The 23,639-nt window shown below is 70.9% G+C and carries 16 protein-coding genes; 11 read left to right on the top strand and 5 right to left on the bottom strand.

Translation table 11 applies throughout. The features are described from left to right. The gene (locus tag B7R87_RS10860) at positions 1-1,227 is read right to left on the bottom strand and encodes a DUF7544 domain-containing protein (protein ID WP_130584649.1); all 1,227 of its coding nucleotides are present in this window, start codon (positions 1,225-1,227) and stop codon (positions 1-3) included. A gap of 182 nt (positions 1,228-1,409) precedes the next feature. On the opposite strand from B7R87_RS10860, the gene mtnA reads away from it, so the two are divergent. The 7 genes from mtnA to B7R87_RS10825 all read left to right on the top strand — a co-directional run bounded on the left by mtnA (position 1,410) and on the right by B7R87_RS10825 (position 10,122). Further along, a complete protein-coding gene (gene mtnA, locus B7R87_RS10855; RefSeq protein WP_006348993.1) occupies positions 1,410-2,519 on the top strand; it encodes an S-methyl-5-thioribose-1-phosphate isomerase in 1,110 nt (369 codons plus the stop codon). Positions 2,520-2,638: 119 nt separating this feature from the next. Then, positions 2,639-3,328 (top strand): two-component system response regulator MtrA, encoded by a 690-nt coding sequence (gene mtrA / locus B7R87_RS10850; RefSeq protein WP_187144562.1) that lies wholly within the window; start codon positions 2,639-2,641, stop codon positions 3,326-3,328. Position 3,329: 1 nt separating this feature from the next. Then, positions 3,330-5,351 carry an MtrAB system histidine kinase MtrB gene (gene mtrB / locus B7R87_RS10845; RefSeq protein ID WP_164516002.1) on the top strand — a complete coding sequence of 674 codons (2,022 nt, stop codon included), beginning with the start codon at positions 3,330-3,332 and terminating at the stop codon, positions 5,349-5,351. Then, entirely contained in the window at positions 5,341-7,203 is a 1,863-nt protein-coding gene (locus B7R87_RS10840) for an LpqB family beta-propeller domain-containing protein (RefSeq protein WP_391116105.1), read from the top strand. The genes mtrB and B7R87_RS10840 overlap by 11 nt, the downstream gene beginning before the upstream one ends. Before the next feature lie 165 nt (positions 7,204-7,368). Continuing rightward, positions 7,369-8,160, top strand: a complete 792-nt coding sequence (locus tag B7R87_RS10835) for a ComF family protein (protein ID WP_187144563.1) — start codon at positions 7,369-7,371, stop codon at positions 8,158-8,160. 309 nt (positions 8,161-8,469) lie between these two features. Further along, positions 8,470-9,159 carry a ribosome hibernation-promoting factor, HPF/YfiA family gene (hpf, locus tag B7R87_RS10830; protein ID WP_006348998.1) on the top strand — a complete coding sequence of 230 codons (690 nt, stop codon included), beginning with the start codon at positions 8,470-8,472 and terminating at the stop codon, positions 9,157-9,159. Between the two features lie 216 nt (positions 9,160-9,375). After that, a complete protein-coding gene (locus B7R87_RS10825) occupies positions 9,376-10,122 on the top strand; it encodes a response regulator (RefSeq protein WP_006348999.1) in 747 nt (248 codons plus the stop codon). 63 nt (positions 10,123-10,185) lie between these two features. On the opposite strand, the gene B7R87_RS10820 is transcribed toward B7R87_RS10825, so the two are convergent. Together B7R87_RS10820 and B7R87_RS10815 are read right to left on the bottom strand one after the other, a co-directional pair. Next, positions 10,186-11,355 (bottom strand): winged helix-turn-helix domain-containing protein, encoded by a 1,170-nt coding sequence (locus B7R87_RS10820; RefSeq protein ID WP_006349000.1) that lies wholly within the window; start codon positions 11,353-11,355, stop codon positions 10,186-10,188. A 54-nt stretch (positions 11,356-11,409) separates the two neighbouring features. Then, complete coding sequence (locus tag B7R87_RS10815) at positions 11,410-11,997, bottom strand: GNAT family N-acetyltransferase (RefSeq protein WP_040916136.1); 588 nt, start codon at positions 11,995-11,997, stop codon at positions 11,410-11,412. A 235-nt stretch (positions 11,998-12,232) separates the two neighbouring features. Here B7R87_RS10815 and secA point away from each other — a divergent pair, with 235 nt between their 5' ends. Further along, the gene (secA, locus tag B7R87_RS10810; protein WP_006349002.1) at positions 12,233-15,058 is read left to right on the top strand and encodes a preprotein translocase subunit SecA; all 2,826 of its coding nucleotides are present in this window, start codon (positions 12,233-12,235) and stop codon (positions 15,056-15,058) included. 271 nt (positions 15,059-15,329) lie between these two features. On the opposite strand, the gene B7R87_RS10805 is transcribed toward secA, so the two are convergent. Further along, positions 15,330-15,875: an Rv3235 family protein gene (locus B7R87_RS10805; RefSeq protein WP_233168808.1), complete on the bottom strand. Its 546-nt coding sequence runs from the start codon at positions 15,873-15,875 to the stop codon at positions 15,330-15,332. Between the two features lie 389 nt (positions 15,876-16,264). Between B7R87_RS10805 and B7R87_RS10800 the strand changes: the two genes are divergently transcribed. Further along, entirely contained in the window at positions 16,265-16,777 is a 513-nt protein-coding gene (locus tag B7R87_RS10800) for a DUF6912 family protein (RefSeq protein WP_006349003.1), read from the top strand. A gap of 84 nt (positions 16,778-16,861) precedes the next feature. Further along, positions 16,862-17,557, top strand: coding sequence for an HAD family hydrolase (locus B7R87_RS10795; RefSeq protein ID WP_391116109.1), 696 nt, complete (start codon positions 16,862-16,864; stop codon positions 17,555-17,557). A 104-nt stretch (positions 17,558-17,661) separates the two neighbouring features. On the opposite strand, the gene B7R87_RS10790 is transcribed toward B7R87_RS10795, so the two are convergent. Further along, on the bottom strand, positions 17,662-18,219 hold the full coding sequence (locus B7R87_RS10790) for a DJ-1/PfpI family protein (protein ID WP_006349005.1): 558 nt from the start codon (positions 18,217-18,219) through the stop codon (positions 17,662-17,664). Between the two features lie 422 nt (positions 18,220-18,641). Between B7R87_RS10790 and B7R87_RS10785 the strand changes: the two genes are divergently transcribed. Further along, a complete protein-coding gene (locus B7R87_RS10785; protein ID WP_006349006.1) occupies positions 18,642-23,624 on the top strand; it encodes an NAD-glutamate dehydrogenase in 4,983 nt (1,660 codons plus the stop codon). The last annotated feature ends 15 nt before the right edge of the window (positions 23,625-23,639 follow it).

Below are 23,639 nucleotides of genomic sequence, written 5' to 3'. Positions count from 1 at the left end.
TCATCCGCTCCCGGGGGCGCCGCCGGGCGGCTCGGTGGTGTAGCCGGGGAGACCTGCGGCGCGGCCCAGTTCCAGGTCGAGGGCCTCACGGCGGATGCGCTGGTCGATATAGAGCAGGACGTTGACCCCCGCGGAGATCGGGAAGGTGATCGCCGAGGCGATCACGGCACCGATGCCGGTGACGATCAGATACGGCCAGCCGAAGTTCGGGCCCTCCGCGGAGAACAGGTCGCCGAGGCCGTCGTTGTCGACGAAGACGGCGGCCACACCGAACGGCGTCGCGATGATCATCTGGACGATCGTCGTGAGCACGGTCGTCAGCAGCACGATGCCGAAGGTTCGCCACCAGGAGCCCGACACCAGCTTGGCGGAGCGGCGCAGCGCGCCGACGACGTTCTGGCCCTCCAGCATCAGCGCGGGCGGTGCGAGGGCGAACAGGATGACCAGCCAGACGGCCACGGGCACCGCGGCGATCGCGCCCACCACGATGAGGGCCGCGCCCCCCGCGCCACCCACGAGAACACCCGGAAGGATGCCCAGACCCACGAGCCCGACGGCCGCCAGCGGCACCAGGAAAGTGAGGGCGAGGAGTTGCGGCAGCCGGGGACGGGCCTCCCGCCAGGCTTCCGAGAGCGTCACCGGGCGGCCGAGGACCGAGCGGCTGATGACCACGGTCAGCAGGGCGGTGGTGAACAACGTGGCCAGCAGGGCGATCAGCATGATCGGGACCAGGGACACCAGCATCGACTGGAGCGCGTCCACGGCTTGGCGGAGGGCCTCGTCGGGATCCGCCGCGGGGTCGATCTCCACCGGCTCGGGCAGCAGATGGCGAGCGACGAGGATATTGCCGATCTCGGCGATCACCGAGACGGTGAGCGTGATGCCGAGGACGGTGCGCCAGTGGGCGCGCAGGGTCGAAACGGCCCCGTCGAGGATCTCGCCGACTCCGAGTGGACGCAAAGGGATCACACCGGGCTTGGCCGCCGCGGGGCGGCCCCAGCCGCCGTGGGGATTCCCGCCCCAGCCGGGGCCGGGCGGAGGCACCTGGCCGCCGCCGCGCGGGCCCGGGACGGACGGCGCGGACCACTGGCCGGCGGGCGGCTGCTCACTGGACCACTTCGCGCCCGGTCCGGCCTGGTCGGCCGGCTGCGCGGGGCCGGGTGCCTGGGCGCCCTGCCCCTCGGAGGAAGCGGATCCGGGCGGAACCCAGCCCGGAGTGTCGTTCACGGTCGTCCACCTCGTGACTCGGTTGTGGCACCGGCTCGGCGAACCGGTGTCCTCGGGAAGTCCGCCCCGGTGAAGCATCGGCGGACTGGCAGCCATCGTGCCACGCACGGCTCCACCGCGGGTGAGCGGCTGTGCCCCTCTCGCACCTTCTTTCGCAACCGGGGACCGGGCAGACTGGGCGGATGGCTGATCACTACGCGCGACAGCGAGCCGGTGACGGACCGTCGGGGCTCCCGGTCCTGCGCTGGGAAGAGTCCGCCGACGGCCCGCTGCTGGTCCTGCTCGACCAGACCCGACTGCCCGGTGAGGAGGCCGAAGCCGTCTGTGCCGATGTGCCCGCCGTGGTCGCGGCGATCCAGAGCCTCGCGGTCCGGGGGGCGCCCCTGCTGGGCATCACCGGGGCCTACGGGGTGGCGCTCGCCGCGTACCGGGGCGACGACGTGGAAGCGGCGGCCTCCCGACTGGCGCAGGCGCGTCCCACCGCCGTCAACCTCCGGTACGGGACCGGGCTGGCGCTCGCCGCGTACCGGTCGGCCGGAGCGGGGGACCCCGGGCACGCCGCCCGGGCAGCACTGGCCGCGGCACGGGAACTGCACCGCGAGGACGCGGCAGCCAGCGCCCGCATGGCGGACCACGGCCTGGTGCTCCTCGACGAGCTGCTGTCCGGTGGCGGGCACCGGATTCTCACGCACTGCAATACCGGCACGCTGGTCTCCGGGGGCGAGGGCACCGCCTTCGCCGTGGCGCTCGCCGCCCACCGGGCGGGCCGGCTGCGCAGGCTCTGGGTCGACGAGACCCGCCCCCTGCTCCAGGGCGCCCGGCTCACCGCATGGGAGGCCGCACGCTCGGGGATGCCGTACACCCTGCTGACCGACAACGCGGCGGGCTCCCTGTTCGCAGCGGGAGAGGTGGATGCCGTCCTCATCGGCGCCGACCGGATCGCCGCGAACGGAGCAGTGGCCAACAAAGTCGGCAGCTATCCGCTGGCGGTGCTGGCCCGCTACCACCATGTGCCGTTCATCGTGGTCGCGCCCACCACCACCATCGACCCGACCACCCCGGACGGTCCCGCGATCGAAGTGGAGCAGCGGGCCGCCGACGAGGTCACCCGGTTCCCCGGCGGCGGACGGCCACTCGCGCCCGAAGGGACGACCGCGTACAACCCGGCCTTCGACGTGACACCGCCGGAACTGGTCACGGCGATCGTCACCGAGGAAGGGGCGGTGTGCCCCGTCACCGGAGACGGCCTGATGGAGCTGTGGCGCAGGTCACACCGGGTGGTCGAGGGTTGAGCCGGCCGCCCGTGCGGGGGCCCGCGCCGCCCCCGGACGGGTAGTCGCAGGTCACGGACGCGTTGTCACAGGTCAGTGACCTATCTCACCGGAACCTATGCCAGCCGTGGGGTAATGGGATGATGTCGATTATGAAGGGACGAGTCCTAGTCGTCGACGACGACACCGCACTGGCCGAGATGCTCGGGATTGTGCTGCGTGGTGAAGGTTTTGAGCCGTCGTTCGTCGCGGACGGTGACAAGGCCCTTGCCGCATTCCGTGAAGCCAAGCCGGATCTGGTGCTCCTCGACCTGATGCTGCCCGGCCGGGACGGTATCGAGGTGTGCCGGCAGATCCGCGCGGAGTCCGGAGTACCGATCGTGATGCTCACCGCCAAGAGCGACACGGTGGACGTCGTGGTCGGCCTGGAGTCCGGAGCCGACGACTACATCATCAAGCCGTTCAAACCGAAGGAACTGGTAGCCCGGATCAGGGCGCGCCTGCGGCGGTCGGAGGAGCCCGCGCCGGAACAGCTGACCATCGGCGATCTGGTGATCGACGTGGCCGGACACTCCGTGAAGCGGGACGGGCAGTCCATCGCCCTCACCCCGCTGGAGTTCGATCTGCTGGTCGCACTGGCCCGCAAGCCGTGGCAGGTCTTCACCCGAGAGGTGCTGCTGGAACAGGTATGGGGGTACCGGCACGCCGCGGACACCAGGCTGGTCAATGTGCACGTCCAGCGGCTGCGCTCCAAGGTCGAGAAGGACCCCGAGCGCCCCGAGATCGTGGTGACCGTCCGTGGTGTCGGTTACAAGGCGGGACCGAGCTGACATGACCGGCGGCAGCGCTGCTCCGCAGCCCGGGAACCAGGGGGGCCGTGGGGGGCGGGCCGCCGTGCCCGGAACACGTCCGGCCTGGCTGGGCCGGCTGCTGCGCGGACGGCGCGCCGGACAGGACGGCGAGCCCGGCCGGCTGCTGGTGCGGATCCTGATGCGCTGGATCCGCCGCCCGCTGCTGCCCGCGGTCCGGCTGTGGCGGCGCAACATCCAGCTGCGCATCGTGGTGATGACGCTGCTGATGTCGGTCGGCGTCGTCGTGCTCCTGGGCTTCGTCGTCGTGGGGCAGGTCCGCAACGGACTGCTCGAAGCCAAGATCAAAGCTGCTCAGAGCCAGGCCGCCGGAGGCTTCCAGGTCGCCCGTGAGGCCTCCAACGCACCCCTGGCCCCCGGCGGCGCCGACGGCCAGGCGGTCACCCGCTCCTGGCGTACGGATCTGGTGGAGCGGCTGGCCAGCGGCGGCCAGGGCGCCTTCCACGTCGTCGCGCTCAGCGCCGACGACGCGGGCGCCGGTTCCCGCGCGCCCCGTACCTCCGGAGAGGTGGACCCCGCGTCCATCCCCGAGGCCCTGCGGAACAACGTCCAGCAGGACTCGCGTACCCACCGCGCCTATATGTCCATCGCCTACACCAAGGACGTCAGGACCGCCGAGCCCGGCCTCGCCGTCGGCACCCAGCTCACCGACGCCGACGACAAGCCGTACGAGCTGTACTACGTCTTCCCGCTGGCCCAGGAACAGCAGTCCCTCAACCTGGTCCGCGGCACCCTCGCCACCGCCGGGCTCTTCCTCGTGGTGCTGCTCGGCGCCATCGCGTGGCTCGTCGTCCGGCAGATCGTGACCCCCGTCCGGATGGCCGCCGGGATCGCCGAACGGCTCTCCGCCGGCCGGCTCCAGGAGCGGATGAAGGTCACCGGCGAGGACGATATCGCCCGGCTCGGCGAGGCCTTCAACAAGATGGCCCAGAACCTCCAGCTCAAGATCCAGCAGCTGGAAGAGCTGTCGCGGATGCAGCGGCGCTTCGTCTCCGACGTCTCCCACGAACTGCGCACCCCGCTGACGACCGTGCGGATGGCCGCCGACGTCATCCACGAGGCCCGCAGCGACTTCGACCCGGTGACCGCCCGCTCCGCCGAACTCCTCGGCGACCAGCTCGACCGCTTCGAATCCCTCCTCTCCGACCTGCTGGAGATCAGCCGCTTCGATGCGGGCGCCGCCGCACTGGAGGCCGAAGCGATAGACCTCCGCGAGGTCGTCCGGCGGGTCATCGGCGGCGCCGAACCGCTCGCCGAACGCAAGGGCACCCGGATACGGGTCCTCGGCGACGACCAGCCCGTCGTCGCCGAGGCCGACGCCCGCCGTGTCGAACGGGTCCTGCGCAATCTCGTCGTCAACGCCGTCGAGCACGGCGAAGGCCGCGATGTCGTGGTGCGGCTCGCCGCCGCGGGCGGTGCCGTCGCCGTCGCCGTACGGGACTACGGCGTCGGGCTGAAACCCGGCGAGGCCACCCGGGTCTTCAACCGTTTCTGGCGCGCCGACCCGGCCCGGGCCCGTACCACCGGCGGCACCGGCCTCGGACTCTCCATCGCCGTCGAGGACGCCCGGCTGCACGGCGGCTGGCTCCAGGCCTGGGGCGAACCGGGCGGCGGCTCGCAGTTCCGGCTGACCCTGCCGCGTACCGCCGACGAACCCCTGCGGGGCTCCCCGATACCCCTGGAACCCGAGGACTCCCGGCAGAACCGCGAACGGTCCGCGGCCCGTCGGCAGGACGACGGTACGGGAGGACGGCTGCTCACCTCCGTACCCGTACAGCATCCGACCCGCCCGCCCCTGCCGCCGCGGCCGTCCACCGCGCCGCGCGGAGTCGATCCGGCAGCACTGCCCGGCAGCGGCGCCCGGGTGGTGGCGCGGGGCGCCGGGGAGCGTCCGGACGACCCGGCCCCGGAGCTCTCCGCACCCTCCGATTCCCCGGAACCATCCGTTTCTTCGGACCAGGAGGACACGATTCGTGGGCGCTGACTCTCGTGGTGGCCGCCGGGGCGCGCTCCGGCTCGGTGCCCTGCTCGGCGGGGGCGGGATGGTACTGATCACGGGCTGCGCTTCGATGCCCGACAGCGGAGACGTCCAGGTGGTGAAGGCCTCGCCGCGCGCCGACGCACAGGTACGGGTCCATCCCGTGCCCCCGCGCAAGGGCGCCGAGGCCCAGGACATCATCGACGGCTTCCTGGAGGCCATGACCAGCGACGATGCCGACTTCGCCACCGCGCGGGCCTATCTGTCGCCGGAGAAGTCGCGGGCCTGGCAGCCCCAGAAGGGCGGGACGGTGGTCCTGGCGGTGGCCCCCACCACCAGCTTCCAGGCCCAGCCCCAGGCCGGGGCCTCCGGACAGCAGGGCAAGGAGTACCTGATGTCCGGTACGCAGATCGGGGAGATCGACGCCCAGCAGGCGTACCGGGCCGTCGCCCCGGAGGACTACCGGATCCCCATCCACGTATCGCGGCAGGGCGGCCCCGACGGGGAGTGGCGGATCGACGCGCTGCCCGACGGCCTCGTCCTCGGCCAGTCCGACTTCCAGCGCAACTACCGCCCCGTGAACAAGTACTACTTCGCCAGCGGCCGGAACACGGTCGTCGCCGACCCGGTCTTCATCCAGCAGCGGATGGACCCGGTCACCGGCATGGACCCGGTCACCCAGTCCGTGAAGGCACTCCTCGACGGGCCGACGAACTGGCTGAAGCCGGTCGTCGAGTCCCGCTTCCCGAGCGGTACGGCGCTGGCGAAGGGCGTCACGTCCCTGACGGTGGACGACCGTGACGTCTTGAAAGTCCCGCTGAACGAGAAGGCGGTCAACGCCGGGCACGCCCAGTGCCGGAAGATGGCGGCCCAGATCATGTTCACCCTCAAGGACCTCTCGGCGGTCAGGGTGGAGCAGATCGAACTCCAGCGTCCCGACGGCTCCCAGCTCTGCATGCTCTCCGGCGGTCAGGAGAAGGAGTACGCCTCCGACCAGTCCGGGACCGGCGCGAAGCAGTACTTCGTCAACGAGAAGAGCCAGCTCGCCGTCCTGAACACGAACGACGGCGAGACGGCCGTACCGGAGCCGGTGCCCGGCCCGATGGGCACCGGACAGCTTCCGGTGGGGAAGATCGCCGTCGCCCGCGACGAACGACTGGCGGCCGCGGTCTCCACCGACTCCGGCAGGCTGTACGTCGAACCGATCACCATGAGCGGCGACCTCCTCCAGCCCGTGTACATCAGCCAGGGGAAGCAGCCGCACGACCGTCTCACGGCCCCGAGCTGGGACGGCCGGGGCGATCTGTGGTTCGCCGACCGCGACCCGGCCAAACCGGCACTGCTGCAGCGGCCGGCGGGCCAGGAAGCACCGCGGGAGGTGACGATCGCACCGGGTCTCGACGGGGCCCGTATCCACTCCGTGAAGGTGGCGGCGGACGGCACCAGGATCGCGCTGCTGCTGGAGAAGGACGGCAAGACGACCCTGCACATCGGACGGATCGAGCGCACGGGGTCACAGCACGATCCGAACGTCTCGGTCGACGGGCTGCTGCCCGCGGCACCCCAGATGGTGGACGTCAAGGCCGTCTCCTGGGCCGGGCCCAGCCGACTGGTGGTGGTCGGCCGGGAGTCCGGTGGGGTGGAGCAGGTGCGGTACATCCAGACGGACGGATCCACATCGGCGGCGAACGTGCTGCCCGGGCTCAACCAGGTGGTGTCGATCGCCGCGTCCAACAACGAGGGGCAGCCGCTGGTGGCGCACTCGAAGGCCGACGGCATCGTGCGCCTGCCGACGGGAGCGACCTGGCAGACCGTGGTCGGCGTCGGAAAGGGCTCGTACCCGGTCTATCCCGGCTGACGCCCGCCCGATGGCCGACGCCCGGTGGCCACCCGGCCGGGGGTCCGGGCCGGGACTGTCACCCAGCTGCCCGTCTCCGATGAGAAAACCGCAGGCCGGGGCGGTTCCGCCGGAGTTATCCACAGGGGGTGGCGGCGCCTTGCCCCGCCGGGCACAGTAGAGGCCATGCGGGGATGGTGGCAGGAGATCTCCGGCCTGGTGCTGCCGGCCGCCTGCGGTGGCTGCGGGGTACCCCGCACGCTGCTGTGCCCCGAGTGCGCGTACGAGCTGTACGGCTCCGCTGCGCGCGTTGCACGACCGGATCCCGCGCCCCCGGGACTGCCGGTGGTGCATGCGGCCGCCCCGTATGCCGACGCGGTACGGGCGGTGCTGCTGGCCCACAAGGAGCGGGGCGCCCTGGGGCTGGCCAGGCCCCTGGGGATCGCGCTCGCCGGGGCCGTACGGGCGGCGGTCCGCTCGGCCCCGGCGAGTAGGGACCGGCCGTTGCTGCTGGTACCGGTGCCGTCGGCGCGGTGGGCGGTCCGGGCCAGGGGCCACGACGCGACCCGGCGCACCGCCCTCGCCGCGGCGCGCGAGCTGCGGCGGACGGGCACGGCGGCGGGTGTGCTTCCGCTGCTGCGGCAGCGGCGACCCGTGACCGACCAGACGGGCCTCACGGCCCCTGAGCGGGTGGCGAACCTGGCCGGGGCCCTCCGGGCTGCCGAAGGAGCCGGAAGGCTGCTGACGGGCGCCACGGTGGTGCTCGTGGACGATCTGATGACCACGGGTGCTTCCCTGACGGAGGCGGCCCGTGCGGTGGGGGAGGCGGCGGGGGCGGGGGGAGGGGGAGGGCCCCGGGGTGCCGCAGTGGGGGCCGGTGCCGGTGTTTTCGTTGCCGCGGCGGTCGTGGCCGCGCCTTCGATCTCCTTTTCGAAGAAACCGGAACCCGATCAGTGCGGCAAACGTTGCAGTCAGTGAGGAGGAAAACCGCCGAACGGAGGTACACGCTGGTAGCGGGTGCCGACACCGGCCCGATGGGGCTATGTTCGGTGGTGTGGATAGGCGGAATGAGGTCCCGTCCTCACCGAATGCACGGCCGTGTGCCACGGCCGCGGATACGGGGCAGCGAAAACCTCGAAAGTTGGTGGGGTGGGGATCTTGTCGACTGGGGAGGAGGAGGTGAAAGTCGCCTAGTCCGAGGCTCCGGTTCATCACCGGGGTCTGGTGCAAGAGGGAGACGCTCCGCAGCCGCAGGGCGAGCGGGGCAATCCGGGAACGGAGTTCTGCGTGGACATCGTCGTCAAGGGCCGCAAGACCGAGGTGCCTGAGCGGTTCCGCAAGCACGTGGCCGAGAAGCTGAAGCTGGACAAGATCCAGAAGCTCGACGCCAAGGTGATCAGCCTGGACGTCGAGGTGTCCAAGGAGCACAACCCGCGGCAGGCCGACCGTTCCGACCGTGTGGAGATCACGCTCCACTCCCGAGGCCCGGTCATCCGGGCGGAGGCATCGGCAAACGACCCGTACGCAGCGCTTGACTTGGCCACCGGCAAACTGGAAGCACGGCTGCGCAAGCAGCACGACAAGCGCAACACCCGCCGTGGCAACGGCCGTCTGTCGGCGGCGGAAGTAGCCGATGTGGTCCCCGGCGTCGCCGAAATGAACGCCAACGGCCATATCCTCGTCGAACAGACCCAGGAATCCATTCCCACCACGAAAATCGGTTCGCTGGAAGTGCAGGGCGAAGGACCGCTGGTGGTCCGGGAGAAGGTTCACACCGCGGCTCCGATGCCGCTCGACCAGGCTCTCTACGAGATGGAGCTGGTCGGGCACGACTTCTATCTCTTCGTCGACTCCGAGACGAAGCAGCCCAGCGTCGTCTACCGGCGACACGCCTACGACTACGGCGTCATCCACCTGGAGACCGACCCGCTGGCCGGCTCCGAGGGAAGCGGCGCGGGCGGAGCGCTCGGCGGCTGATCCCGCCGCTCCGTGGATCCCGTCACTGACCACGGATCGCTGAAAAAGGTGCCCCCGGAGCGCCCTGTGCGCCCTCGGGGGCACCACCGTGCCCCCGGAGGATCTCCGCACTGACGGTCCGGCATGAAAGCATGGCGTCAAGCCAACAGGTGCCCCCTGCACCGTCGTTGGTCGAACGGACATGCCCTTCAGACCCTGATCTCAGGGGGAGGAACGATGGCGGACAGCTTCGGACCGGTTCACCAGAACACCGCCGACGCCCGGGACACGGTCACCGATGCCGTACCGGGCGGCCCCCGCGCCGAGCCGATCCGGGTCCTGGTCGTGGACGACCACGCCCTCTTCCGCAGAGGGCTGGAGATCGTCCTCGCCCATGAGGAGGACATCCAGGTCGTCGGCGAGGCCGGGGACGGTGCCGAGGCCGTCGACAAGGCCGCCGACCTGCTGCCCGACATCGTGCTGATGGACGTCCGGATGCCCCGCCGCGGCGGCATCGAGGCCTGCACCTCCATCAAGGAGGTCGCCCCCAGCGCAAAGATCATCATGCTGACGATCAGCGACGAGGAAGCCGATCTCTACGACGCGATCAAGGCGGGTGCCACGGGCTATCTCCTCAAGGAGATCTCCACCGACGAGGTCGCCACCGCGATCCGTGCGGTCGCCGACGGTCAGTCGCAGATCAGCCCGTCGATGGCGTCCAAGCTGCTGACCGAGTTCAAGTCCATGATCCAGCGCACCGACGAACGCCGTCTGGTGCCCGCGCCCCGGCTCACCGACCGCGAGCTGGAGGTCCTCAAACTGGTCGCCACCGGGATGAACAACCGCGATATCGCCAAGGAGCTGTTCATCTCCGAGAACACCGTGAAGAACCACGTCCGGAACATCCTGGAGAAGCTCCAGCTGCACTCCAGGATGGAGGCCGTCGTCTACGCGATGCGCGAGAAGATCCTGGAGATCCGCTGAGAGCCCCCCGGTGCGGGCCGCGGCGCCCGCACCCGGGGCCGCGCCCGCCGCCGGCGGACGGGCTCAGCCGGCCGTGAGCGCCGCGGTCAGCGGAGCCGCCAGTTCCGGACGGTCGACCCGCTCGACCCGTACCGCATCGCAGCCGACCCACTCCGCCGCCTCCCGCAGCGCCCGCGCCATCGGCTCCACCGCCTTGCCCGACTCCAGGGACACCTGCCGGGCCACCAGCGTCCGGCCCTCGCGCGCCGGGTCGACCCGGCCCATCAGCCGGCCGCCGGACAGCAGCGGCATGGCGAAGTAGCCGTGTATCCGCTTGGGCTTGGGGACGTACGCTTCGAGCCGGTGCGTGAAGCCGAAGATCCGCTCGGTGCGGGCCCGCTCCCAGATCAGGGAGTCGAAGGGGGACAGCAGCGTCGTCCGGTGCCGGCCGCGGGGGACGGTCGCCAGTGCCTCCGGATCGGCCCAGGCGGGCTTGGCCCAGCCCGCCACGGTCACCGGTACGAGACCGGAGTCGGCGACCACCGCATCGAACTGCTCGCCCCTCAGCCGGTGGTAGTCCGCGATATCCGCACGGGTCCCGACGCCCAGGGCCCGGCCCGCGAGCCCGACCAGGCGCCGGACGCATTCGGTGTCGTCCAGCTCGGTGTTGAGCAGGGCGTCCGGGATCGCCCGCTCCGCCAGGTCGTACAGCCGCTTCCAGCCCCGCCGCTCGACGCACACCACCTCGCCGTACATCAGCGCCCGCTCGACGGCCACCTTGGACGCGGACCAGTCCCACCACTCCCCGCCGTTCTTCGCGCCGCCCAGCTCGGTCGCGGTCAGCGGGCCCTCGGCGCGCAGCTGGGCGATCACCTTGTCGTAGGCCCCGTCGGGCAGGTCGTGGTACCACTGCGGCCGGGCCCGGTAGGCGCGGCGGCGGAAGCCGAAGTGCGGCCACTCCTCGACGGGCAGGATGCACGCGGCGTGCGACCAGTACTCGAAGCTGTGGCCCCCCGTCCAGTACGCCCCGTCGACCGCGGTGCGGCCGACGGCGCCCAGACGCGCGTACGGAACGAGCTCGTGGGAGCGGGCCAGTACCGAGATGGTGTCGAGCTGGACCGCGCCGAGATGCCGCAGCACACCCCGCACACCGGCCCGCCGGTCCGGGGCGCCGAGGAACCCCTGGGCGCGCAGGGCGATCCGGCGGGCCTCGTCGGCGGAGAGTTCGGCAACGGGGGGCGGCTGCGTCGTCATGGACCGCACGATAGACGGTGGCACCGACAACGGCCGCCGGCCGGGCGGCCGTGGTCAGGGGCCCGCAGGTACGGGTGCCGGGAGATAGGTCCGGGAGCCGGCCAGTCCCAGGTCCGAGGGGAGCAGCGACGCGAGCCAGGCGTCCCGGAGGGTGCCGTTGTTGTCCAGGGCCGCCCGCAGGGTCCCCTCCATCCGGAAACCGGCCCGCAGCGCCACCGCGCGCGAGGCGGTGTTGCCGACCTCGGCCCGCCATTCCAGCCGGGTGGCGCCGAGCCGGGTGAAGGACCAGCGGGCCAGCTCCGTCACCGCCTCCGTCATGATCCCCCGCCCCCGGTGCTCCGCGCCCAGCCAGAAGCCGATCTCCCAGATGCCGGAGAGGGTACGGAGCGTGACCGAGGAGGAGGCCATCGGTGGTCCGCCGCCGAGCGGGGCGACCGCGAAGGTGAACATCGTCGACGTCCGCCAGCCCTCCGGGGCGATCTCCCCGGTGAACTCCTCGGCGTGACGTCGCTCGTACGGGGAGGGGATCGTGGTCCACCGCTGGACGGCCGCGTCCTGGCAGAGCCGGAAGACCTCCTCGGTGTCCTCGTCCGTGAAGGGGCGCAGCAGCAGACGACCGGTGGTGAGGGTGATCGGCTCCATGTCCGGATTCTGAACGGCTCCGGAGCAGGAAGCGAGCACTTTTCGCCCGGCACCGGCACCTTCCGAGTATCCCGCGCGTTGACAGGAGGGTTACAGGCGGCCGGGCTGAGTGCGGACCTCCCGACCTGGTGGGGTCCTCGCTTACGATGGCCGTTGCGGTGGGGTCCGCCTGCCGTGCCCGCGCCAGAGTCCTACGACCCAGCCCAGGCCCGAATCGGCAAGGAGACCTCGCCCAGTGTCCGTCTTCAACAAGCTCATGCGTGCAGGCGAAGGCAAGATCCTGCGCAAACTGCACCGCATCGCGGGCCAGGTCAACTCCATCGAAGAGGATTTCGTCGACCTCTCCGACGCCGAGTTGCGGGCGCTCACGGAAGAGTACAAGGCGCGGTACGAGAGCGGTGAGAACACGCTCGACGACCTGCTGCCGGAGGCCTTCGCCACGGTCCGTGAGGCCGCCAAGCGCGTCCTCGGCCAGCGGCACTACGACGTCCAGATCATGGGCGGTGCCGCGCTGCACCTCGGCTATGTGGCCGAGATGAAGACCGGTGAGGGCAAGACCCTCGTCGGCACCCTGCCCGCGTATCTGAACGCGCTCTCCGGCAAGGGCGTCCACCTGATCACGGTCAACGACTATCTGGCCGAGCGCGACTCCGAGATGATGGGCCGCGTCCACAAGTTCCTCGGGCTGGACGTCGGCTGCATCCTGGCCAATATGACGCCCGCGCAGCGCCGTGAGCAGTACGCCTGCGACATCACCTACGGCACGAACAACGAGTTCGGCTTCGACTACCTCCGCGACAACATGGCGTGGTCGCAGGAGGAGCTGGTCCAGCGCGGCCACAACTTCGCCATCGTCGACGAGGTCGACTCCATCCTCGTCGACGAGGCGCGTACGCCGCTGATCATCTCCGGCCCCGCCGACCAGGCGACCAAGTGGTACGGCGATTTCGCGAAGCTGGTCACCCGGCTGACCCGCGGCGAGCCGGGCAACCACCTCAAGGGCATCGAGGAGACCGGCGACTACGAGGTCGACGAGAAGAAGCGGACCGTCGGCATCCATGAGTCGGGTGTGGCGAAGGTCGAGGACTGGCTGGGCATCGACAACCTCTACGAGTCGGTGAACACGCCCCTGGTCGGCTATCTGAACAACGCCATCAAGGCCAAGGAGCTGTTCAAGAACGACAAGGACTACGTCGTCATCGACGGCGAAGTCATGATCGTCGACGAGCACACCGGCCGTATCCTCGCCGGCCGCCGCTACAACGAGGGCATGCACCAGGCCATCGAGGCGAAGGAGGGGGTGGACATCAAGGACGAGAACCAGACCCTCGCCACGATCACCCTCCAGAACTTCTTCCGCCTCTACGGCAAGCTCTCCGGAATGACCGGTACGGCGATGACCGAGGCCGCCGAGTTCCACCAGATCTACAAGCTCGGCGTGGTTCCCATCCCGACCAACAGGCCGATGGTCCGCATGGACCAGTCCGACCTGATCTACCGCACCGAGGTCGCCAAGTTCGCCGCCGTCGTCGACGACATCGCGGAGAAGCACGAGAAGGGCCAGCCGATCCTCGTCGGCACGACCTCGGTCGAGAAGTCCGAGTATCTGTCGCAGCAGCTCAGCAAGCGCGGTGTCCAGCACGAGGTGCTCAACGCCAAGCAGCACGACCGGGAGGCGAGCATCGTCGCCCAGGCGGGCCGCCGGGGCGCGGTCACCGTCGCGACGAACATGGCCGGCCGCGGTACCGACATCAAGCTCGGCGGCAATCCGGACGATCTGGCGGAGGCCGAGCTGCGCCAGCGCGGTCTGGACCCGGTCGAGCACGTCGAGGAGTGGGCGGCCGCGCTGCCCGCCGCGCTGAAGGCGGCGGAGGAGGCGGTCCGGACCGAGTTCGAGGAGGTCCGGTCCCTCGGCGGGCTGTATGTGCTGGGCACCGAGCGCCATGAGTCGCGCCGGATCGACAACCAGCTCCGCGGTCGTTCCGGCCGTCAGGGCGACCCGGGCGAGTCCCGGTTCTACCTCTCCCTCGGTGACGATCTGATGCGGCTGTTCAAGGCGCAGATGGTCGAGCGCGTGATGGCCATGGCCAATGTGCCCGACGACGTACCGATCGAGAACAAGATGGTCACCCGGGCCATCGCCTCCGCCCAGTCGCAGGTCGAGCAGCAGAACTTCACCACCCGTAAGGACGTGCTGAAGTACGACGAGGTGCTCAGCCGTCAGCGCGAGGTGATCTACGGGGAGCGCCGCCGGGTGCTGGAGGGCGAGGACCTCCACGACCAGATCCGCCACTTCATGGACGACACCATCGACGCCTACATCCGGGCGGAGACGGTCGAGGGCTTCGCCGAGGAGTGGGACCTCGACCGGCTGTGGGGCGCGTTCAAGCAGCTCTACCCGGTGAAGGTCACCATCGAGGAGCTGGAGGAGGCGGCGGGCGACCGGGTGGGCATCACGGCCGACTTCATCGCCGAGTCCGTCAAGGACGACATCCACGAGCAGTACGAGGCGCGGGAGCAGCAGCTCGGCTCGGAGATCATGCGGGAGCTGGAGCGCCGGGTGGTGCTCTCGGTGCTCGACCGCAAGTGGCGTGAGCACCTCTACGAGATGGACTACCTCCAGGACGGCATCGGTCTGCGCGCGATGGCGCAGAAGGACCCCCTGGTGGAGTACCAGCGCGAGGGCTTCGACATGTTCACCGCCATGATGGAGGGCATCAAGGAGGAGTCCGTCGGCTATCTGTTCAACCTGGAGGTCCAGGTCGAGCAGCAGGTCGAGGAGGTTCCGGTGCAGGACGCGGACGGGCCGTCCCTGGAGAAGAAGGACGCGGTGCCCGCGGCGCGTCCCGAGATCCGGGCGAAGGGCCTGGAGGCCCCGCAGCGCCCCGACCGGCTCCACTTCTCCGCTCCCACGGTGGACGGTGAGGGCGGTGTCGTCGAGGGTGACTTCGAGACCGGTGAGACCCGTGCGACGGCGGCCGCGGCCGGTGACGGGATGACCCGTGCGGAGCGGCGCAAGGCGCAGAAGAGCGGGGGCGGCGGACGCCGCCGTAAGAAGTAGCCGATACGGCGCGGGGCGGGGTGCGGGCAGCTGCCCGCACCCCGCCCCGCGCCGTACGGGGGGCCGAGGGCCTGCACGGCAGGGCCGGACACTCCGAGAGGGGGTCCGGCCCTGTCGTGTTCTCGGGGTTCTCGGGATTCTTGGAGTTCTCGGGGTTTCGGGGCCGTGTTCCCGTACGGCCGTGTGGTGCCGGTCCGTCCCGTCGGGACCGTTTACCGTTCCCCTGCGATCCGCCGCGGTGCGCGGGCAGCCGGCCAGCGGGGCGGCCGGATCAGTTCTCCGGGCCGGAGGCCTCGCGGTTGTCGAGGTCCACCGCGGCGCAGCGCCAGCGGCGGTCCTCGGGGCCCTGCTCCAGCCGGAACGCCATCGCACGGAGCCGCCCGCCGCCCGTGATCAGGGCGAAGGCCTCGATGACCCCCGGGCGGGGATGGAACTCGCCCCACTTCCAGACCGTGGGCATCGCCCGGTTCGTGGGGAGCAGCGGGGTGCCGTCCGCGATCCGTACCAGATGGTCGTAGGCGTCACCGAGGGTATGGCCCAGCATCCAGTGGACCGGGCGGCGCCCGCTGAGGACGGCGAGCAGCCGTTCCGCGAACCAGTACGGCGGCTGTTCCCGGCGCCGGGCGTCCAGCACCGGGGGCGCGGGAGCGGCGGCCTGCGTACCCCTGGCCGTACGGTCGGCCGTGCCGCTGCCGGTACTGCTGCCCGTGGTCCTGCCTGTGGTCGGAGCCCGTCCCGGACCCCGGCCGCCGGGGCGCCGGGAGTCGCGGCGGCCCCCGGGCCGGGCCGCCCCGGCTCCCGTCCGCGGTCCGCGCACCGTGCCGCCGCGCTCCTGTTCCCCGCTCCGCGCACTCTCCGCCCCTGTGTCCGTCTGTTGCTGCGGCCGGCCTTCTGCCGCCCTGTACGTGCCGTCCATCCGTACGCCCCCGTCGGTCGGCCCGGCTCCGTCGATACCGGGCAGTAACAACGCTGGGGATCTTCTACGGGGAGGCGCACGACGGTCGCAATGGGTCACCGGTCCGGGCGTCGGCGGCCGACGAATTCACCTATCCGGGTGACTTCGGGCGCCCTGAGCGCCGGGCCGTGGTGACACCCGGTGTCCGGAGTGGACGGCTCCGCAGTGGGCCCCGACGGTCCGAAGGGGGACCTCGGCCGGGCGGCGCACGTATTCTGAAGTGCGTCTTCCGACTACGAAAGCGGTCTGCCATGCGCGTGTACGTCCCCCTGACCCTCGCCGGACTTGCGGAGGCGCACACCAAGGGCGAGCTGGGCCCCGGGCCCCTGACCGCGTACGGGGTCACGCCGTCCCTGCGCGAGTGGTACGTGTCGGACGATCTCGAAGAGCTGGAGTACGCGGCCCTCAGCCGGGCCGCCGCCGCCTCGCTGCGGCTGATCGCCGGGGATCCGGGCGCGGCCCGTCGCCGGGTCGTCGTCGCCGCCGATGTGGCCGACCGGGACGCCGTCGCCGATCCCGACCGGGCGCTCGACGCCTCGTCCCTCGGTGAGCTGCGGATCGCGGCGGCGGTCCCGCTGCGGCTGGCCGCGGCCGTGCACGTGGACTCCGACGACGCCCTCGACGACGTCTCCGCGGCCGTGGAAGCGCGGGGCGCCGCGGACCACGGCGACGAGGACGCACGGTTCACCGTGGACGGCGCGGAGGACCACGAGCTGCTCTGGTACGGCGTTCAGGAGATCCCCGCGATCGTCGCGGAGGCGTAAGGCGTAAGGCGTAAGACCCCCTTCCGGTTGGTGCCGGGCCCGTACGGCCGGGCGGTGTCGGAGGGGGCGAGTACGGTTTTCAGCATGGGCACGGACAGGGGGAAGCACATGGTGGAGCAGGGCCCGCATCTGGTCTGGGACTGGAACGGCACGCTGCTGGACGATATGACGGCCGTCGTCGGCGCGACCAATGCCGCGCTGGCGGTCGTCGAGTTCGGCCCGATCACGGTCGAGCAGTACCGCGCCTGGTACCGCATACCGATCCCCCGCTTCTACGAGGGGATGCTGGGCCGGATCCCGACGGACCAGGAGTGGCTGGACATGGAGGTCGCCTTCCACGCCGCCTATCTGGAGCGCCAGGGCGGCTGCGGCCTCACCGTGGGCGCGGCGGAGCTGCTGGTCGAGTGGCGGGGCGCCGGGCGCAGCCAGTCACTGCTCAGCATGTACGGCCACGAGGAGCTGGTTCCGGCGGTACGGGAGCGGGGCATCGAGTCCCACTTCGTCCGGGTGGACGGGCGCCGGGGGCCGTCCGGGGTGTCGAAGGCCGAGTCCATGGCGCGCCATCTCCGGGCGCTCGCGAAGACCGTCTCGCCCGAGCGCACGGTGGTCATCGGTGACGCGGCGGACGATGCGCTCGCGGCGGCCCATGTGGGGGCGCATGCGGTGCTCTACACGGGGGGCTCGCACATTCGGGAGAACCTGGAACCGGTGGGCGTGCCGGTGGTGGACTCCCTGGCCGAGGCGGTCGAGCTGGCGGCCCGCCTCGTCGACCGGGCCTGACGCCGGGACCGGGGGCACGGGCCGTGCGGGCCCGCCGGTGCGGGGCGTGTCCCCGCCCGGTGCCCCCGGTCCCGCCCGCCCGGCCCCCGTACCCCGGTCCCGGGTCAGGCGCGGCTGCGGAGCAGTTTGAGGAATTCGCGCATCCAGGCCGGGTGGTCGGGCCAGGCGCGGGAGGAGACGAGGGTGCCGTCGACGACCGCCTCCGTGTCCTGGAAGCTGCCGCCCGCGGCCTGCATATCCGGCTCCAGGGCCGGATAGGCGGTCACCCGCCGGCCCTCCAGACCGCCGACGGCCGCCGTCAGCAGCGGGCCGTGGCAGATCTGGGCCACCGGCTTGTCGGCGTCGAAGAAGGCCTTGACGATCTTCCGCAGCTCGGGGTCGTTCCGCAGATACTCCGGCGCCCGGCCGCCCGGGATCACCACAGCGGCGTAGTCGGCGGGGGCGACTTCGGAGAAGGCCAGGTCGGCGGGCCAGGTGTAGCCCGGCTTCTCGGTGTAGGTGTCGTAGCCCTCCTCGAAGTCGTGGACGACGAACCGCAGCGTCTTCTTCGTGGGCGCCGCGATATGGACCTCGTACCCCTCTTCGAGGAGACGCTGATAGGGGTAGAGCACCTCCAGGGACTCGGCGGCGTCCCCCGTGACGATCAGGACCTTCGTGGCCATCTCTGCTGCTCCCGTGACGGACGGTAAGAGGCACCGGACCCGGCCCTCCGGAAGCTTCCTACCCCCCGAATCCGCCCTGCCCCTGTCGCTGTGCAGACTGTCAAACTTCCGACCCCGCTTTTGTACACATAAGGACCATGACGGTACCGGGGGCGGGGGAGATAGCCTGGAGCCGTGATCAGCGCGATATGCCCTGGGGGCAGAGCAGCCCCCGGTCCTCGCCCGGAGCGCCACCGCGCCCGGGCGATCGCTGGTCCCCGCACACCGGCCGGTTCGTCGAGTTCCGTTGAATTCTTCCGATTGCGGCTCGGAGCACTCTCATCGCGGCATAACGTCGACCCCGACCGGACACCCCGGGCCGTGGCGTTGCGTCGCTTCTTTCCCCTACGTCACGCAACGGCGCGCGACAGGAGCCAGAGGACATGCAGACCAAGCTGGACGAAGCCAAGGCCGAGCTGCTCGCACGGGCGGCCCGGGTAGCCGAGAACGGTCCGGGCGGCGGTCATCACCCGGCCGGGCCGGAGCAGGGTGGGCGTCCGGACCAGGACACCCTTCTCGCGTACCTCCAGCGCTACTACCTGCACACCGCGCCCGAGGACCTCACCGACCGTGACCCGGTCGACGTTTTCGGGGCCGCGCTCTCCCACTACCGGCTGGCCGAGAACCGTCCCCAGGGCACCGCCGGCATCCGGGTGCACACCCCGACGGTCGAGGAGAACGGCTGGACGTGCAGCCACTCCGTCGTCGAGGTCGTCACCGACGACATGCCCTTCCTCGTGGACTCCGTCACCAACGAGCTGTCCCGCCAGGGCCGCGGCATCCATGTCGTGATCCATCCGCAGGTCACTGTCCGCCGCGACGTCACCGGCAAGCTGCTGGAGGTGCTCTCCACCGAGGCCCGCTCCGGCAAGGACGGCAAGACCCTCCCGCACGACACGCTCGTCGAATCGTGGATCCACGTCGAGATCGACCGCGAGACCGACCGTGCCGACCTCAAGCAGATCACGGTCGACCTGCTGCGCGTCCTGTCCGATGTCCGCGAGGCCGTCGAGGACTGGGAGAAGATGCGCGATGCCGCGCTCCGGATCGCCGACGACCTGACCGCCGAGCCGGTCGCGGGCGATATCGCGGGCCAGGAGGTCGACGAGGCCCGTGAGCTGCTGCGCTGGCTGGCCGCCGACCACTTCACCTTCCTCGGCTTCCGGGAGTACGAGCTGACCGAGGGCGACTCCCTGGCCGCCGTTGCCGGTACCGGCCTCGGCATCCTCCGCTCCGACCCGCACCACAGCGAGGACGAGGCCCACCCCGTCAGCCCCTCCTTCAGCCGGCTGCCCGCCGACGCCCGCGCCAAGGCCCGGGAGCACAAGCTCCTCGTCCTCACCAAGGCCAACAGCCGCTCCACCGTCCACCGGCCGAGCTACCTCGACTACGTCGGGGTGAAGAAGTTCGACGTCGACGGCAATGTGATCGGAGAGCGCCGTTTCCTCGGGCTGTTCTCCTCGGCCGCCTACACCGAATCGGTCCGCCGGGTGCCGGTGATCCGCCGCAAGGTCGCTGAGGTCCTCGACGGCGCCGGGTTCTCGCCCAACAGCCACGACGGCCGCGACCTGCTCCAGATCCTGGAGACGTACCCCCGCGACGAGCTGTTCCAGACCCCCGTCGACCAGCTCCGCTCCATCGTCACCAGCGTCCTCTACCTCCAGGAGCGCCGCCGCCTCCGGCTCTACCTGCGCCAGGACGAGTACGGACGCTACTACTCCGCCCTCGTCTACCTGCCCCGCGACCGCTACACCACCGGCGTCCGGCTGCGGCTGATCGACATCCTCAAGGAGGAGCTGGGCGGCACCAGCGTCGACTTCACCGCCTGGAACACCGAGTCGATCCTCTCCCGGATCCACTTCGTCGTCCGGGTCCCCCCGGGCACCGAACTGCCGCACCTCACCGACGCGGACACCGAGCGGATCGAAGCCCGGCTGGTGGAGGCCGCCCGCTCCTGGGCCGACGGCTTCGCGGACGCCCTCAACGCCGAACTCGGGGAGGAGCGCGCCGCCGAACTCCTCCGCAGCTACGGCTCCGCCTTCCCCGAGGGCTACAAGGCCGACCACTCGCCGCGCGCCGCCGTTGCCGACCTGGTCCACCTCGACGATCTGACCCGCTCCGGCCGCGACTTCTCCCTCTCCCTCTACGAGCCCGTCGGCGCCAGCCCCGGCGAGCGCCGCTTCAAGATCTACCGCGCCGGTGAACAGGTCTCCCTCTCCGCCGTCCTGCCCGTGCTCCAGCAGCTGGGCTGCGAGGTCGTCGACGAGCGCCCGTACGAGCTGCGCAGCACCGACCGCGGGAACGCGTGGATCTACGACTTCGGTCTGCGGATGCCGATTCTGGGCAGCGGCGGGAACGGCAACGGCAACGGCGACTACCTCGCGGACGACGCCCGCGAGCGGTTCCAGGACGCCTTCGCCGCCGTCTGGACCGGCGACGCCGAGAACGACGGCTTCAACGCCCTCGTCCTGCGCGCCGGGCTGACCTGGCGGCAGGCGATGGTGCTGCGCGCCTACGCCAAGTACCTGCGGCAGGCCGGGGCGACGTTCTCCCAGGAGTACATGGAGAACACCCTCCGTACCAATGTCCACACCACCCGGCTGCTGGTGTCCCTCTTCGAGGCCCGCATGTCGCCCGGCCGCCAGAGCGCCGGCACCGAGCTGACCGACGGCCTCCTGGAGGAGCTCGACGGCGCCCTCGACCAGGTCGCCAGCCTCGACGAGGACCGCATCCTCCGCTCCTTCCTCACCATCATCAAGGCCACCCTGCGGACGAACTTCTTCCAGCACACCGGCGACGGCGGCCACCACGGCTATGTGTCGATGAAGTTCGACCCCCAGGCCGTCCCCGATCTGCCCGCGCCCCGCCCCGCCTTCGAGATCTGGGTCTACTCGCCCCGTGTCGAAGGCGTCCACCTGCGGTTCGGCAAGGTCGCCCGCGGCGGGCTGCGCTGGTCCGACCGGCGCGAGGACTTCCGTACGGAGATCCTCGGCCTGGTGAAGGCGCAGATGGTGAAGAACACCGTCATCGTTCCGGTCGGCGCCAAGGGCGGCTTCGTCGCCAAGCAGCTCCCCGACCCGGCCGTCGACCGCGACGCCTGGCTGGCCGAGGGCATCGCCTCGTACCGGACGTTCATCTCCGCGCTCCTCGACATCACCGACAACCTGGTCGCCGGTGAGGTCGTACCGCCCGCCGACGTCGTCCGCCACGACGAGGACGACACCTATCTCGTGGTCGCCGCCGACAAGGGCACCGCGTCCTTCTCCGACATCGCCAACGAGGTCGCCGTCGCCTACGACTTCTGGCTGGGCGACGCCTTCGCCTCCGGCGGCTCCGCGGGCTACGACCACAAGGGCATGGGCATCACCGCCCGCGGCGCCTGGGAGTCCGTCAAGCGGCACTTCCGCGAACTGGGCCACGACACCCAGACCGAGGACTTCACCGTCGTCGGCGTCGGAGACATGTCCGGCGACGTCTTCGGCAACGGCATGCTGCTCAGCGAGCACATCCGGCTGATCGCCGCCTTCGACCACCGGCATATCTTCATCGACCCCGACCCGGACGCCGCCGTCTCCTACGCCGAGCGCCGCCGGATGTTCGAGCTGCCGCGGTCGAGCTGGGCCGACTACGACAGCAAGCTGCTCTCCCCGGGCGGCGGCGTCCACCCCCGTACCGCGAAGTCGATCCCGGTCAACGCGCAGATGCGGGACGCCCTCGGCATCGAGGCGGGGATCACCAAGATGACGCCCGCCGAGCTGATGAAGGCGGTCCTCCAGGCCCCCGTCGACCTGCTGTGGAACGGCGGCATCGGCACCTATGTCAAGGCGTCCGCCGAGTCCGACGCCGATGTCGGAGACAAGGCCAACGACGCCATCCGGGTCAACGGCGACGCACTCCGCGTCAAGGTCGTCGGCGAGGGCGGCAACCTCGGCCTCACCCAGCTCGGCCGGATCGAGTTCGCCCGCTCCGGCGGCCCCGAGGGCACCGGCGGCCGGGTCAACACCGACGCCATCGACAACAGCGCGGGCGTCGACACCTCCGACCACGAGGTCAACATCAAGATCCTGCTCAACGGGCTGGTCGCGGACGGCGATATGACCGTCAAGCAGCGCAACGCCCTGCTGGCGAGGATGACCGATGAGGTCGGCGCGCTCGTCCTGCGGAACAACTACGCCCAGAACGTCGCCCTGGCCAACGCGGCCGCCCAGGCTCCGTCCCTGCTCCAGGCCCACCAGCGGCTGATGCGCCGCCTCGGCCGGGACGGGGCGCTGGACCGGTCGCTGGAGTTCCTCCCCAACGACCGGCAGATCCGGGAGCTGCTGAACACCGGCCGCGGGCTCAGCCAGCCCGAGCTGGCCGTCCTCCTCGCGTACACCAAGATCACGGTGGCGGAGGAGCTGATCGGCACCGGACTGCCGGACGATCCGTACCTCGCCCGGCTGCTGCACGCCTACTTCCCCAAGCCGCTGCGGAAGAAGTTCCCCGAGGCCGTGGACGGGCATGCGCTGCGCCGGGAGATCATCACGACCGTCCTGGTCAACGACACCGTCAACACCGGCGGCTCGACCTTCCTGCACCGGCTGCGGGAGGAGACCGGGGCCTCGACCGAAGAGGTGGTACGGGCCCAGGCCGCGGCCCGCGAGATCTTCGGCCTCGCCACCGTCTGGGACGCCGTCGAGGCGCTGGACAACGAGGTGTCGGCCGGGGTCCAGACCCGGATCCGGCTCCACTCGCGGCGTCTGGTCGAACGCGGTACGCGCTGGCTGCTGGGCAACCGGCCGCAGCCGCTCCAGCTCGCCGAGACCGTGGAGTTCTTCGCGGAGCGGATCGCGCTGGTCCGCGGTGAGCTGCCGAAGCTGCTGCGCGGTGCCGATCTGGAGTGGTACCAGGGCATTCTGGACGAGCTGACCGCGGAGGGCGTGCCGGAGGAGCTGGCGATGTGGGTGGCCGGGTTCTCCTCGGCGTTCCCGACGCTGGACATCGTCGCCATCGCGGACCGTACCGGCAAGGAGCCGCTGGAGGTCGCCGAGGTCTACTACGACCTCGCGGACCGGCTGCGGATCACCCAGCTGATGGACCGGATCATCGAACTGCCGCGGGCCGACCGCTGGCAGTCGATGGCGCGGGCGTCGATCCGCGAGGACCTGTACGCGGCGCACGCCATGCTCACCGGCGACGTCCTCTCCGTCGGCAACGGCACCTCGACGCCCGAGGAGCGGTTCAAGGACTGGGAGGCCAAGAACGCGTCGATCCTGGGCCGGGCGCGGGCCACCCTCGACGAGATCCAGGGTTCCGACACCTTCGACCTGGCGAATCTGTCGGTGGCGATGCGGACGATGCGGCAGCTGCTGCGGACGCACAGCTAGCGGGTGTGTGTGGTA

Source organism: Streptomyces tsukubensis, from assembly GCF_003932715.1.
In the GTDB taxonomy this organism is placed as follows: domain Bacteria; phylum Actinomycetota; class Actinomycetes; order Streptomycetales; family Streptomycetaceae; genus Streptomyces; species Streptomyces tsukubensis.
Note: the sequence above shows the minus strand (reverse complement) of the source record. Positions and strands in the feature narration are given on the sequence as shown.